The following is a 13,548-nucleotide window of genomic DNA, read 5'->3' as shown; positions in this document are numbered from 1 at the left end:
GGTTTAATGGTTGTCGTTAAGTTAGTTCGAAAAAATTGAATGACTTTATCAAGCTACCCATGTCGTCGTAATGTCAATTTAAGTAAATACTGTATCTCAAGCGTTAAATAGTCGTTAATATGACGAATGAGAATTGGTATCAATACATGGAACAGAAAATGGCAACAACCTCGGTTCAAAATTACAACTCAGTCTCAATGGCACTGCATTGGCTATCCGCTTTGGTGATTATTGGTATGTTTGCAGTCGGACTTTGGATGGTTGATCTTACATATTACAGTGAATGGTATAAAACTGCGCCTCACTGGCATAAATCTGTGGGCATACTGTTAGCGGTGGTAACCGTCTTCAGGTTAATTTGGAAACAGATGACACCAACACCAAATGCAGAGGGTTCTCCCATTGAGAAGATTGGTGCAAAAGTTGGTCACTTGATGATGTACATCGCGCTGTTTGTCATTTTCATCAGTGGTTATTTGATATCAACCTCAGACGGTCGAGGTATCGATGTTTTTGAATGGTTTACGGTTCCAGCATTAGGTGAGCTCTTTGCAAATCAATCTGATATTGCAGGAGAGGTTCATTTTTATGCCGCTTGGTTTGTTATTTTAGCCGCTGCAGGGCATGCAATAGCTGCCTTAAAGCATCACTTTATCAATAAAGATAATACTCTTCGAAAAATGTTAGGAGTTTCGAAATGAAAAAGACACTAATCGCTACAGGAATGGCAGTGGCAATGATGTTGCCACTAGGTGCAAATGCCGCTGATTACGCTATTGATACTAAAGGCGCACACGCCTCAGTGAACTTTAAGGTGAGCCATTTAGGTTACAGCTTTATTCAAGGTCGTTTTAACGACTTCTCTGGTCAGTTTAGTTATGATCCAGCAAACGTTGCTGCTTCTTCGGTGGAAGTCACCGTTGACACAACAAGTCTGGACTCGAATCATGCCGAACGTGATAAGCACATTCGTAGCTCAGATTTTATCGATGCAGGTAAGTACGGTGAGGCAGTGTTTAAAAGTACAGGTGTGAAAGACAATGGTGATGGCAAGTTAGACATTATGGGTGATCTTACCCTTCATGGCGTGACCCAGCCGATTACCATAAACGCTGAGTTCATTGGCGCAGGCCAAGACCCATGGGGCGGTGAGCGCGCTGGGTTTTATGGAACCACTCGTTTGGAGTTAGTGGACTTTAAGATTCCTGTTATGGGCGCATCAAGCTACGTTGATATGGAACTGCACATTGAAGGTGTGAAAAAATAAGCGTGAATCTTTAATTAGTGACTTCTTAGAGGTAAACCCTGATTTAGACGGTCAGGGTTTTTTTATGTCTCAGGAATAACGACCGGTTAACACTGCCGGATAATCTTCGAGAATTAAAACCTCGCCATTTACAACACTAACTACGGGCAAGTTAGTATCGTCATTTTGGTGGGGCTTTGTGCAGTTAGTTGGGATTTTAACCATATGATTCATAAAGTAAGAATTTACGGTTGACCAAAATTCTATTTGGGGTAAAGTACGTCTCGTCCTCACGGTGAAGCGAGAGGATGATGGTGTTTGCATGTGCCCTGGTGGTGGAATTGGTAGACACAAGGGATTTAAAATCCCTCGACGTTCGCGTTGTGCCGGTTCAAGTCCGGCCCGGGGCACCATCTCATTGTTACAGTTGTGTAGGTAAGTCTACTTGTGCAGTGAACGATAAACACTAAATAAAGGCGCCTTGGCAGAGTGGCTATGCAGCGGATTGCAAATCCGTGGACCTCGGTTCGACTCCGGGAGGCGCCTCCAATATTCATCATCAAATTGCATGATACCTTGATGATGAGAGATAAAGTCACCAGCTAAGGCTGGTTTTTTTATGCCTGAAATTTGAAGCCCTCGCCAGTACATGCTGGCGGGGGCTTTCCTATTCTAAGAGCATGCAGCGCTTTTATAGCAGTATGCTATTGCTGTCTTCACATAAGAATACCCATCTCCAATCTCGACTCAGGTTTAACTTGCCAGTGAGCGCGTATTCAACATACTCACTCCGCGTTCAGTATCACGTTGTCCCAGTCACACTTGGCAATGTCCACTATTTTGTTGGCTTAGTTTCTTTTGTTGTACTGCTCGCAAACTTCTGCCATGCAACTGGAAGAGTATGCATATGCAATAGAAACTTAGCGCAATTCAGTCTATGTGTACAAATCGGTGAGGCATGACATTTTTAGTTCAGCGGCTTCGCATAATAAGGAGCTTTAGTGAAGAAAATTTGTCTTTTTTTACCCACCAACCGAGAATGCGCCAACGCGATTGGCTTGATGATCAAAGAAGCTAAATATGCGGTTGATAATTTTAATGTGCTTGTTCATGTTTTAATTTTAGATACTTCAAGTGGGGATGAATATAAATCAAACCTTGACGCTGTTAAGCAGTATGACCACGTAAATAAAGTATCAGTTTCTTATTTTGATGATGAGAGACAGAAAAGCTTTATCCGTAATGTGATAAATGATGCAAAACAGCATGACGTGATGGCAAGGCTGTTAGCGATAATGTTGCCTGAAGGCTGTTCTTATGGGGCGTGCACGAATAGAGGTTTTTTAATCAGTACCGCTTTTGGTTGTGACAGTATTCACCGAAGAGATTCTGATAGTCGATTACAGAGAGTCAACGGTGAATATATTTTTCCTATCTACCAGGAGCTTCGCTCTCTATCTCAAAATGCTCATGATGTATCTGGAAATGTTGATTATGTGACCTTGTTACCTGAGCAAGAGCAGATGCCTGTTTCATTGGTCGGAGGCGCCTTTATTGGCGCTATGTCTGTAGATGTTCAAGAGATGCAAAGCATAAACTCAGATGTTTATGAAACAATTGTTAGCCTTGATGTTCCAGACAGCTACTCTGAGGCCCAGAGGAAAGAATTTGTAGAGAAGTCATTTAAAGGTAACGGAATAAAACGATTTAACGGCGATAGGTCGAGCCTATGCTCTGTTGATCCCTATGCGGTCGATATGTGCAATGTCAGTTTCTATAAAGTGCACCAAAAAATACCGCTTCCTCCGGCGAAGTCTACCATTGCTTCTGACTACTTTCTTATACATATGATTAATAGCTCAAAACTTCCAGGTGTAGAGCACAATAGACATATAGATAACTACCATACCCCAGAAAGAAAAACAGATGATGGTTTCTTCGATTATCAAATTAGGTTGGTTAAGTATTATGTATCTCTTAATTACTTCGGTTTTATTTTTTCCAGATTAGATGAGCTTGGATTAGAGCTACTAGACCATGATTACCAAGTTAATTCGGAAGTTGTTTTGGCGGTGATAGAAGAGAGTCTAAAACTCGATCAGGAAACAGCTAAAAAAACGCTGAATATAATTATTAAAGAATATGCCAAACTCGGCGGCCGTTATGAAAAACTCTCATGCATGATTAGTGCTCGATTCAGTGAGTTATTATCAGAAGCCAAAGCTGATATGGAGGACTTTAGATTTCTAACGGGGGTTTGGTCTTCCCTAATAAATTCAAGTAAGAAGCAAGTTAGCATTTAATTATCAGCGGAAGATAAATTACGATGAAGTATCAAGAAGACAATGATGATAATTTCGATGCCATTACGTTCGATTTGGCAGGAATAGAGCGTCAATATGATAGGTTATCGCATGAACTACCTGATGTAGATATACGATTTGCTATCAAAGCATGCCCGGTTGATGGCGTATTGAGGTCGCTTGTTGAAAAAGGCTCTGGTTTTGATGCAGCAGGAGTGAATGAAATTTTACAAGCAATTAAATCTGGATGCGATGTTAGTAAAATTCACTATGGCAATACCATTAAGTCGGACAAAGATATTAGTCATGCCTATTATTTAAATATTCGTGATTTTGTGACCGATAACATAGGCGATGTTCAAGCGATAGCACGTCTCGCGAGTGGCAGCCGAATTTGCTGTCGTATTGCTAATGAAGGCAAAGGCGCATTGTGGGAGTTAAGTCGAAAATTTGGTTGCTCAGGAAAGGAAGCGGTTCAAGTTTTAATAGAAGCAAAGAGAAGCGGTTTGAAGCCTGCGGGGCTTTCTGCACATGTTGGCTCGCAACAAATGGAAGTTGCAGCGTGGGAACAGTTATTTACTCTCTGGAGAGAGGTTTTGCTTAACCTAAAATATAAAGGCATAAAGTTAGAGTATATTAATTTAGGGGGCGGATTCCCTTGCAGTGGCTATTTAGATAAGCAGGGAAATAAATTATCTCCACCAGAAGAAAAAATATTTAGCACAATTCGTGAAAATATGTCGCGGCTGAAAAAAGACATAGGCTACTCCTTACGTTTTATCGCTGAGCCGGGCCGCTATATTGTTGCTGATAGTGGCATGATTCGTGCGCATGTGGTGCGTTTATCTGAGCGGATTCAACCATGTGGTACTAGAGATAGGTGGTTATATCTGTCTTGTGGAGTATTTAATGGTTTATTTGAAACTGACAAAATCAGATATAAAATGCGCTTCCCCACGCGAAAGGACAGTAAGCTAGTACCGGCAATTGTTGCTGGGCCAACGTGTGACTCGTATGATGTGATTAATGATGAAACTAGTCAAATTCTCGTTCCTGAAGACCTACAATCGGGAGACCCTGTATTAATACTCTCATGTGGGGCATATTCTGCGAGTTTTGCTACTGTCGGTTTCAATGGTTTTGCTCCGTTAAAGCACAGTTTGCAAAACGGGAGTGAGCATGGTTCGATGCTAGCAAGCTTAATTGAACAACCTGCTTTGAGTTAAAAATAGAGGGTAAATGAATGAATGAACGTGTGGTGTCTTTTATTATTCCATTTAGGAACGCAAGTATTGAACGAGAAAGAAACTGTTTTTCTACGTTGAAATGGGTAATTACCCATTACCCTAATTGCGAAATAATACTGGCTGAACATGGCTCTAAGACCGAATTTCCACTCGAACTAGGAACCATTAATCAAATTTATGTAGGAAATGAACTTGAGCCATTTAATAAAAGTAAAATCATGAATCAAGCCGCCATTCTTGCATGTCATGATGTGCTCATATTTCTTGATTCTGATATTATTATTGACCCAGAAGATTTAAACCGATGTATCATCAGTTGCCAACAGGAATTTGAGGCAGTGAATCCCTTTAATGTCGTTATAGATCTTCCTGAAGATTTAAGTGAGATGATTCATAACTCACCCGACATGAAGTTAAATTATCCCATTGCTGAAAAAGATAAATCTGAGTGTAGAGATTTTCTTAATTTTAGTGGCGGTATGGTACTGATTCGAAAATCAAACTTTGTTCAAATTGGCGGCTGGCCTGAAGAGTTCTGGGGGTGGGGAGGAGAAGATGACGTTTTTGCTTACAAAATTGAACGCTTCTTGAAGTTTAAAACGTTCAAAAATCCCGTTTATCACCTTTACCATAAGCGTACAACTTACGAGACGGTTGCAGAGAACCCTGAGTATTTAGCTAATTGTGAAGCTATGGACCGGATAATTCGCTATACCGATACTCAATTAATAGACTATTGTATGAAAAGCAAGGAGGCACTCGTTAAGTTCCCTGTGAACGAACTATTATCAAATCCTATTCGTCATGATCTTGCTAAAGAGTTAATTATCCGACATGAAAGAGTCAATTTAGATGACTTAATTGAAGATGGGAAGGTTGTCTATTATCCAACAATACAGTTAAGTTAGCCAAACTAAGGGTATAACAGTGAGTATTGTTAGAAAAGCTTCCCTGCTTTTTAGAGAGCGCCAGTGCCATTTCACGTAGAAGTGGCACTTATCGACAGTAACTCTCACTAATTGTTAGTATCTGACGCCGATATCAACCTTACGTTTACGTTGAAGCTAGCTCATTAATTAAGCCGGTTCATTAACTAAGCTGGTTCATTAACTAAGTTGGTTAGCCAACGTTTAGCAAAGATTCGGTGTACAACTAAGCATCCTTTGACGACCTCTTCTAGTAGGATCGCGACCATTACCCAAATTAGCGGCCAACCAAGAACAAAAATCGTGAATACTGCAACTGGAATACCGATACCCCAAAGGCCAAATAACTCGATAAAGAGTGCGTACTTCATGTCCCCGCCACTACGCAATGCCCCCGACAGTCCAAGCATGTTAAGAGCCCGCAATGGAACAGCGAAGGCCATAATTAGTAATATCTGAATCGCGACATCCAGTTGTGGCGTATTCATGTAATTCAAGACTTGCTGAATATCATCCCTTAACAGGTAAGTCAGCGGGCCAATAAAGAAAGCTAAGATAACCGCAACGATAATCAGTCGCCAAGCGACATACCATGCGCGTTGATACCGTTCCGCTCCCAGCTCCTGGCCAATGAGAGTCGATGCTGCGACACTTATTCCGTAGAAGAGGGAGAGTATCACGGCTTCCACGGGGCTTAGCATACTCACTACAGCCAGCGCGCCCACGCTAATGTGCCCCATGAGTATACTATAAGTTAAAATACCCGCCGCCCAGCCGCCGTTTTGTAGCAATGCCGGAAAGGCAATTTTGAGATAGAGTTGGCGAGCTTTTAGAGTAAGACCGCTCTTTACATCGTGTTTATTCGGACAATATTGGCGCCGGCGACTATATAAGTACCAACCTAAGATCAGCATTTGCACTACTCGTGATATTGCAGTACCTATTGCAGCCCCAACAACCCCCATTTCAGGAAACCCGTATAGGCCGAAGATTAATAGTGCATTCAACCCAACATTTAATAGACTGGCAAATATGCTGATGTACGTGGGCACAGTAGCTTCGCCAACCGCCCTAAACATGGACTCTAAAGGAACAACAATTGCCGTGAGCAAGATAGTCCAACCAGTAAATAGCAAATAGTCCGTCGCCATTTGATTAAATTCAACATCGTTACTCGCTAGACCAATGACCCAGCTAGGTGCGACTGTATATAGCAAAGCAAAAGGTAATGAAACGATAGCGGACATAATTATCGATTGTCCTAAAGAACGTTTCACACCTAAAATATCATTGGCGCCAAAGTATTGTGCTGCTAATACAGTCACGCCTGCACACGACCCATAAATGGCAAGTAAGTTGAAAAACACAATTCGACCGCCTAGCCCTACAGAAGCGACGGCACTATCACCTAAAGGAGCCACCATAAGCGCATCCACTAAGGATAGTAAGGAGTATAGGATGGACTGAGTAGCAACAGGAATAGCGATACTGCATACTTTACGCCAAAAATTACTATCTGCGGTTCGCCACATGGCTATCATCTTAATGTCCCTTTAAGTTTTGTGTGCATGAATCCATCATTCCCAGCAGCATAATAAGTTTGCCTAGCGTGACCGGTATTCAAACGACTAAGATACAATCTCGAATTATTTACTCACCTGTAACCGCACCCTAAAATAACGCTAGTTCATTCTAAACGTCGCTTACTCAATATGATTATTTGCCTAGCAAACTTGAACTTTTGTACTGTTCGAGGGAGATTTTTTAAGGGGGCTGAGACGAGTATATCGATAAGTTTTCCATATTATTACGCAAGCTCAGCTTGCTAAGTACGATACTGAGTAAAAAATGCGAGTCGGAGGGAATTATTTGTAGTGGCATAGTAATTAGGTAATCAACTAAAGGTGATAGCAGTAACTCACCTTGATGCTCGTGTGGTTCGAGTTCAGTCTGACTGGCCTAAAGTTTGGCTGGTGGCCAATGATTCCCCTCTATTCCACGATGTTAAGCTTGAGAGGTTCTCTATATGCTTTGTTGGCATTGTCTCTAAGTAGGCGCTCAAACTCTTTAGCAGGTACTGGCTTACTATAATGAAACCCTTGACCATACTCACAATCAATGGAATTGAGATAATCAACATGCCATTGATTTTCAATACCTTCTGCGATTACTTTTAAGTTTAGCGCTTTTGCCATGGCGATCACCGCGTTGACAAGCTCGCGGTCAGATTTATTTTTACGGATATTTTTCAAAAATGAACGATCAATTTTTAGTTGATCAAACGGAAATTTTTGAAGATAGCTTAACGCTGAATAACCGGTGCCAAAGTCATCGATGGTTAATTTCACTCCCATGGATTGTAATTTATTCAGCAGGCTGATGACTTCTTCGTTGTGGTTGAAAAGTAGGCTTTCGGTGATTTCTATATCGAGTCGATCGGCGGGCAACCCCGATTTCATCAATCCATAGCGAACTTGCGTAAACAACTTATCGCAAAATCGAAATTGGACACTGGAAAAGTTAATAGACATGTGTATTGGAGCGATGGCTTGCCAAAGCGCTGCTTGTTGACAAGCCGTCATGATAGCGAACTCACCAATTTGATGGATTAGGCCATTTTTCTCTGATAAAGGTATAAATTCGTCGGGCGGCACCATACCAAATTTCTTGTCATTCCAACGCATAAGTGCTTCTGCGCCAATGATTTCATTAGTGCGTAAATTTAGGATCGGTTGATAATAAATTTCCAGTTCGTTGTTGGCTATCGCATAGCGCAGTCGTCCGTCTAAGCTTAAACTCCGTTGCACATTACTGCTCATATCTGAACTATAAAAGCTAAAAGCATTTCTACCATCTTGTTTAACGCTATACATGGCCATATCAGCATTAGCGAGGAGTTGTTCTGTATTTTGACCATCTTGCGGGTAAACAGACATTCCAATACTGATGGAAACGAAAAAATCTTGGTTATTCCAGTTGAATGGCTGATTGAAAAGGGCCAATACTTGGGTTGCATAGTCTTTGGCCAATACTTGGTTATTGAGGTTAGGGACAATGAGTAAAAATTCGTCACCACCTAAACGAGACAATAGCTCTGAGCTGCCAACAGAATCCATTAAGCGGGAAGTGCTTTGCTTGAGCACTTCATCACCGGCTAAGTGACCCAAGGTATCATTGATCTGTTTGAAGTTGTCGAGATCGATAAACATTACCAGTAAGCTTGAGTTGTTTACGCTAGCCTTTTCTATCTCACTTTCTAGTTGTTGGTTACCATAACTGCGATTGGGCAAGCCGGTTAGGGCATCGTGAGTGGCTTGATAGGAGAGCTTTTCTTCTGATATTTTCCGTTTTTCTATCTCGTCTAAGAGCTGATGATTTTTTACCGATAATATAGCGTGCTGTTTTTTTGATTCAGTCACTTTTGTTCTTAAAATGATATTAGCGTTATTAATTATAAAAATATAAAATAAACCACACATAACAGGTAGCGCTAGGAAGGATAGGCCAATAATAAACCAGCTAGAGGTTAATATGCTTTTTTCGTTGACGGATTCAAACCAACTATTTAACACGAAAGGCGTATTTTTGATAGGAATAGAAAAGTTAATCGTCGCATTACTATTAGGTTCAGATATAGGATTTTTTCCTGATAATGAGTCCCAAACAAAAGAGTGGCCATTTTGGGAAACCAGTTCAATCCTGCTTTGACTGTCCTTACTTTCTTGAGCCGTCAACTGTTCAAAAATAACGTCTTTGTTGAGAATTGCGACTAAGTAGGCTGTTGGAAGCCCAGATTGAGTCACCATTTTGACAAGCTGAACTTCATTGTTACCCAGTCGATTGACCGTTCGAATTATCACATCACTTGACTTGTTGTGCTTAAGGCGAGAGGCATTAAATAGCAGCTTTGATTTTGGGTATGTATCGGCAATGATAGAACCATCCAGCCCAACAAGAGCAAAACGGTCATATATGTTCTTTTTATTGATGGTTTTGTTTTTTTGTGTTGCTACAAGTTTGTTTTTTAGCCTTAGGATACTCGAGCCTAAGCCATACTGCATGGACATCCCTGATGCTAAGTTTGCGAAGAAAGCATGCATTACTCTGTCTTCGGCCAGCGTATCCATATCTTCATTGGTGACGTAAAAGAAATACTCTAAAGTACTGGCGTAATTTCCTACTTTTAACTCAAGTTCGCGGTGCTGAGATTCTTCTAAACGAGTCTGACCTAAGTTAGTAACACCAAGAATTAACATTAAGTAAGCTGCCAGCAATAGAGAGGCTAATAATATCAATCGATTGGCTTTTACATTTTTAGTCATAGTTTAGGTTTACTACCTTCTGTAAAATAACCTTCATAAAAATAGAAAACGGATGGATAGTATTTTTCGACAAGTTTATTGTAGCTTCCATCTTTTTTAATTTTAGATAAGTATTTATTAAATTCAATTCTGAGATTCGGAGAGTCTTTGCGAAAAACGGCAGCCATCCGTTGCTCTTCTGAAACTGGACCAATAACTTTAATTTCACCTGGCCATTTTTCTAGTGCAATTAGCGTATCTGGTACATCGAGTAATGTACTTTCTGCGTTACTGTTTAGTACAGCAGGGACCATTTCACTGAGTTTTCTTTGTTGCTCAGGAAGAATGATATTGGCGCCTGTGTCATAAAGTTGATACAAATTTGGGTCTAGGCACGAATGTTCCATTGCAAGGACATCTTTACCCCGCATCAGTTTTTTAACTTGTACGATGTCTTTGACGCTCGAACCAGATGGTTGAATGGGTCTCAAGTCGGATTCTGTTTTTGCTATCAACCATACTGCTGATGGAAAGTAATCTGTGGAAAAGTCAGCGATCTGTGTTCGCCATTCTAAGATTGTCACGCCGTTAGCAATTAAGTCGCCTTCAATTGGAACTTGTTTTCCTAGCGTTAGTGCATTGTTGGTAAATTGAGCATCTTGCCCTATTAGTTTGCCGAATACATTGTTCCATTGTGCAGGTACATATTGATACTCCACTCCGATTGATTCCGCGAACCCTTGTACAATTTCGACATCTAATCCAGTTAAATATTGAAAGTCATTTTGATCAATGTAGGAAACAAAGTTGGCGTATGAGACCCCAAGGTGTCTTAAAACCCCACGTTTTTGTATTTCTTCCAAATCATCAGCTAAGAGTGCTGAACTAAAAAAGGTCAGGGCAACCGTGGCAAGAGCCGCCGGTATTTGACTATACGATAGAGTAACTTTCATAGTAAACCTCTTAAAGCTCAGGTGATAATCGCCCAATATAGCATTGGGCGTATGGTAACTAGGCGATATCGTAGCTATGTCATGTCGTAACTAAGCCATGTCGTAATATAGATCTTGAATAGCATTGATCAGACCAATTACATCGTTTTTATCATGGAATAGGTGGGTAGAGATCCTTAATGAATAAGTATCGGGTCCCCCGACTTCCAATTTAAAACTCGTTGTACGGATTATGTAACCATATTCTTCTCGTAAACGATCCCTGAACTCTGTCAGTACGCTTTCGGGCACACTAAGTTCAAACGGGTTAAACGTAGTAAGGCCGCTAGTTAGGCCAGTTACGTTGGGCGAAAAAATATAGACGTTTGGCAGAGTCTTTTGCAAAAGCTCTTTGCACAGTGAGCCAAGTGCCAGCACTCTTTCTTCAATACGAGCGCGGCCGATATCGTCCCACATTTTACAACTGTCAGCTAAAGCTTGTTTTGCTGGGTAATTATCATTGCCAACATATTGGAGTTGATATTGAATACCCAAATAATCTAAATGGCCCAATGATGAGTTTATTGCCCAGTAAGGCTTTTCTCCGTTGGCCCATTCTTTGATTCGGTTCATGTTGTCACGGACGTAAAGAATACCAGTGGCTCCGGGGCCACATTGCCATTTGTGCCCAGAACCTGCGTAGAAATCACAATCAAGATCATGGAAATCGAGGTCGAGCATGCCTATTGTATGCGCGCCATCAACAAGGGTAGGTATCTGACTTTGTGTCGCCAACTGACAAATTTCTTTCGCTGGTAGGCGCGTGCCCGTTTTATAGGTGATGTGCGAGAAAGTAATAAGCTTGATATTAGAATATTGTTCAATCGCTTCACGGAACGCTTCTACATAATCTTGTTCTGTGACAGCTTCACTGCCCGTATAAATTGGCAACTGAATCTCGATAATTTCAACGCCATACCTTTGTTTAACCATATTCAATGGTGACATTGCGGCGATGTGTTCGTGATGTGTAGTAAGAATCACATCACCAGATTGCAGGTTAAGACCGTTGATTATCGAGCACATTCCATCGGTCGTGTTTCGGCTTAAGATGATCTCACTTGGGTCTGCACCAAACCCTGCAGCAATATCCGATACCATGTCTGAGACATAGGGCCATGAACCAAATTTTCCGTCCATATCCCAAGGGTGTTTTGCAACGGTTTTGTTGTTTTTGTTATAGTGTTTTAACACTTGTTTAGGCATAGATCCTGTAGTGCCGATGTTCATGTATGTCGTCGAATTATCGAGAATAAATTGGGATTTAATATTGGCCCAAAATGCTTTGCCTGTTGAGTGGCGATGAGAGCTCCACTGGGAGTCGAGCTCGTCGGCGTTTGACACTGAACTAAACAGGGTACTACTAACTCCAGCAATGGCTACGCCCGCACTACCTTTCATGAAATTACGTCGATTAAGTGATTCTACTTCCTTGTTCACTTTACTCATTTGCACAGTCCTTTATGATTGAGTGAGGTTGATAATGCTTATTTACAGTTATGTTAATTAAAGTTCGCTGTTTCAACAGCTTAGTATCTACAGGGCCAAAAATAAATTAGCCAAAGGTGATCTTGACTCCAAAACAAGTTAAAAGCTTTCTAAAAATCAACATGATAGCGTTCTATTTCGCGATCTAGCGCAGAGGCACACGTTGAACGCGATTGTCACTATCCTCAATTTTGTCATTATCTTAATTGATGGCCTCCACAGAGTAATAGATTAGGACTTTGAAAGCCTTAATCTACATTGTTTGCACGGTAAGCGATGAAGCGATCTTAGGGAGTTAACATCGGTGCTGGTGATTGCCCTGAGTTAGAATTAGAAATAGGGTTGTTTATTGGTATTGCGGTTGGATTAATATCTGACGTTAAAGGCATTGATTTGTCTCTTTCTTTTTGAATGTGAAGAGGATTTATCCAGCTTGCTGGAGTTTTCGCCAGGTAACCCATAAAGTTAACATTTTTGCTTGACGATAATTCTCATTCGAATATAGTGCCCAACGTTGCCGCATTTCAATGTGGGAGCGATGGTGTTTCCAAGCATTATATGCATGCCCTGGTGGTGGAATTGGTAGACACAAGGGATTTAAAATCCCTCGACGTTCGCGTTGTGCCGGTTCAAGTCCGGCCCGGGGCACCATCTCATTATTCTGTGATTAACAGCCGTTAATTTTCACCACATAATGAATTTAGAAACACGACATAAAAAGGCGCCTTGGCAGAGTGGCTATGCAGCGGATTGCAAATCCGTGGACCTCGGTTCGACTCCGGGAGGCGCCTCCATTTCTTAATGCTTCCCTATTCAAGCTAAACTTCCGCTACATTCGTAATCCTGATTACCTTCTTCGGATGCTACATAGGCACGTTCATTTCATTTATACTATAGATTTACATTAAGCGCTTAGTTTTACGTTAAGTGTATAGTTTTAGACGCAATTAGTTCATTTATAACCGTGACTCTTGTTATTGCGCCATCTATTGAAATGGGTCATTGATGCAAGGAACTTAATTTTAGTCATCAATAAAGCTCCTCG

Annotated in this window: 9 protein-coding genes and 4 tRNA genes; 9 read left to right on the top strand and 4 right to left on the bottom strand. The window is 41.1% G+C overall.

Annotation, left to right across the window (positions count from 1 at the left end; translation table 11 throughout):
- The first annotated feature begins 119 nt into the window (after positions 1-119).
- The 7 genes from L4D74_RS06425 to L4D74_RS06395 all read left to right on the top strand — a co-directional run bounded on the left by L4D74_RS06425 (position 120) and on the right by L4D74_RS06395 (position 5,704).
- Complete coding sequence (locus tag L4D74_RS06425) at positions 120-701, top strand: cytochrome b (RefSeq protein ID WP_428751304.1); 582 nt, start codon at positions 120-122, stop codon at positions 699-701.
- Positions 698-1,267: a YceI family protein gene (locus tag L4D74_RS06420; RefSeq protein ID WP_428751303.1), complete on the top strand. Its 570-nt coding sequence runs from the start codon at positions 698-700 to the stop codon at positions 1,265-1,267. Before L4D74_RS06425 ends, L4D74_RS06420 begins: the two co-directional genes overlap by 4 nt.
- Before the next feature lie 305 nt (positions 1,268-1,572).
- Positions 1,573-1,659, top strand: a tRNA-Leu gene (locus L4D74_RS06415).
- 62 nt (positions 1,660-1,721) lie between these two features.
- Positions 1,722-1,795: transfer RNA gene (locus L4D74_RS06410), tRNA-Cys, on the top strand.
- A 452-nt stretch (positions 1,796-2,247) separates the two neighbouring features.
- Complete coding sequence (locus L4D74_RS06405; protein ID WP_428751302.1) at positions 2,248-3,549, top strand: DUF6271 family protein; 1,302 nt, start codon at positions 2,248-2,250, stop codon at positions 3,547-3,549.
- 23 nt (positions 3,550-3,572) lie between these two features.
- Complete coding sequence (locus L4D74_RS06400) at positions 3,573-4,775, top strand: type III PLP-dependent enzyme (RefSeq protein WP_428751301.1); 1,203 nt, start codon at positions 3,573-3,575, stop codon at positions 4,773-4,775.
- Positions 4,776-4,792: 17 nt separating this feature from the next.
- Positions 4,793-5,704, top strand: a complete 912-nt coding sequence (locus tag L4D74_RS06395) for a galactosyltransferase-related protein (protein ID WP_428751300.1) — start codon at positions 4,793-4,795, stop codon at positions 5,702-5,704.
- Positions 5,705-5,889: 185 nt separating this feature from the next.
- Here L4D74_RS06395 and L4D74_RS06390 read toward each other — a convergent pair whose 3' ends face one another.
- From L4D74_RS06390 to L4D74_RS06375, 4 genes are all read right to left on the bottom strand, one after another.
- On the bottom strand, positions 5,890-7,263 hold the full coding sequence (locus tag L4D74_RS06390; protein ID WP_428751299.1) for an MATE family efflux transporter: 1,374 nt from the start codon (positions 7,261-7,263) through the stop codon (positions 5,890-5,892).
- A 450-nt stretch (positions 7,264-7,713) separates the two neighbouring features.
- Positions 7,714-10,044 carry a putative bifunctional diguanylate cyclase/phosphodiesterase gene (locus tag L4D74_RS06385; protein WP_428751298.1) on the bottom strand — a complete coding sequence of 777 codons (2,331 nt, stop codon included), beginning with the start codon at positions 10,042-10,044 and terminating at the stop codon, positions 7,714-7,716.
- Complete coding sequence (locus L4D74_RS06380; RefSeq protein ID WP_428751297.1) at positions 10,041-10,976, bottom strand: transporter substrate-binding domain-containing protein; 936 nt, start codon at positions 10,974-10,976, stop codon at positions 10,041-10,043. Before L4D74_RS06380 ends, L4D74_RS06385 begins: the two co-directional genes overlap by 4 nt.
- Positions 10,977-11,066: 90 nt before the next feature.
- Complete coding sequence (locus L4D74_RS06375) at positions 11,067-12,464, bottom strand: aminotransferase class V-fold PLP-dependent enzyme (RefSeq protein ID WP_428751296.1); 1,398 nt, start codon at positions 12,462-12,464, stop codon at positions 11,067-11,069.
- Between the two features lie 603 nt (positions 12,465-13,067).
- Here L4D74_RS06375 and L4D74_RS06370 point away from each other — a divergent pair.
- Positions 13,068-13,154, top strand: a tRNA-Leu gene (locus L4D74_RS06370).
- Positions 13,155-13,223: 69 nt separating this feature from the next.
- Positions 13,224-13,297 (top strand) — tRNA-Cys (locus tag L4D74_RS06365).
- Positions 13,298-13,548: the final 251 nt, after the last annotated feature.

Origin of the sequence: Vibrio cionasavignyae, from assembly GCF_050337155.1 — a bacterium.
In the GTDB taxonomy this organism is placed as follows: Bacteria; Pseudomonadota; Gammaproteobacteria; order Enterobacterales; family Vibrionaceae; genus Vibrio; species Vibrio nomapromontoriensis.
This window is presented reverse-complemented; position numbering and strand designations above follow the sequence as displayed.

Excerpts from the sequence above, each read along its gene's own strand:
- L4D74_RS06400 (WP_428751301.1), top strand. The coding sequence starts at position 3,573 with ATGAAGTATCAAGAAGACAATGATGATAATTTCGATGCCATTACGTTC.
- L4D74_RS06375 (WP_428751296.1), bottom strand. The coding sequence starts at position 12,464 with ATGAGTAAAGTGAACAAGGAAGTAGAATCACTTAATCGACGTAATTTC.
- L4D74_RS06390 (WP_428751299.1), bottom strand. The coding sequence starts at position 7,263 with ATGATAGCCATGTGGCGAACCGCAGATAGTAATTTTTGGCGTAAAGTA.
- L4D74_RS06395 (WP_428751300.1), top strand. The coding sequence starts at position 4,793 with ATGAATGAACGTGTGGTGTCTTTTATTATTCCATTTAGGAACGCAAGT.
- L4D74_RS06425 (WP_428751304.1), top strand. The coding sequence starts at position 120 with ATGACGAATGAGAATTGGTATCAATACATGGAACAGAAAATGGCAACA.
- L4D74_RS06385 (WP_428751298.1), bottom strand. The coding sequence starts at position 10,044 with ATGACTAAAAATGTAAAAGCCAATCGATTGATATTATTAGCCTCTCTA.
- L4D74_RS06380 (WP_428751297.1), bottom strand. The coding sequence starts at position 10,976 with ATGAAAGTTACTCTATCGTATAGTCAAATACCGGCGGCTCTTGCCACG.
- L4D74_RS06420 (WP_428751303.1), top strand. The coding sequence starts at position 698 with ATGAAAAAGACACTAATCGCTACAGGAATGGCAGTGGCAATGATGTTG.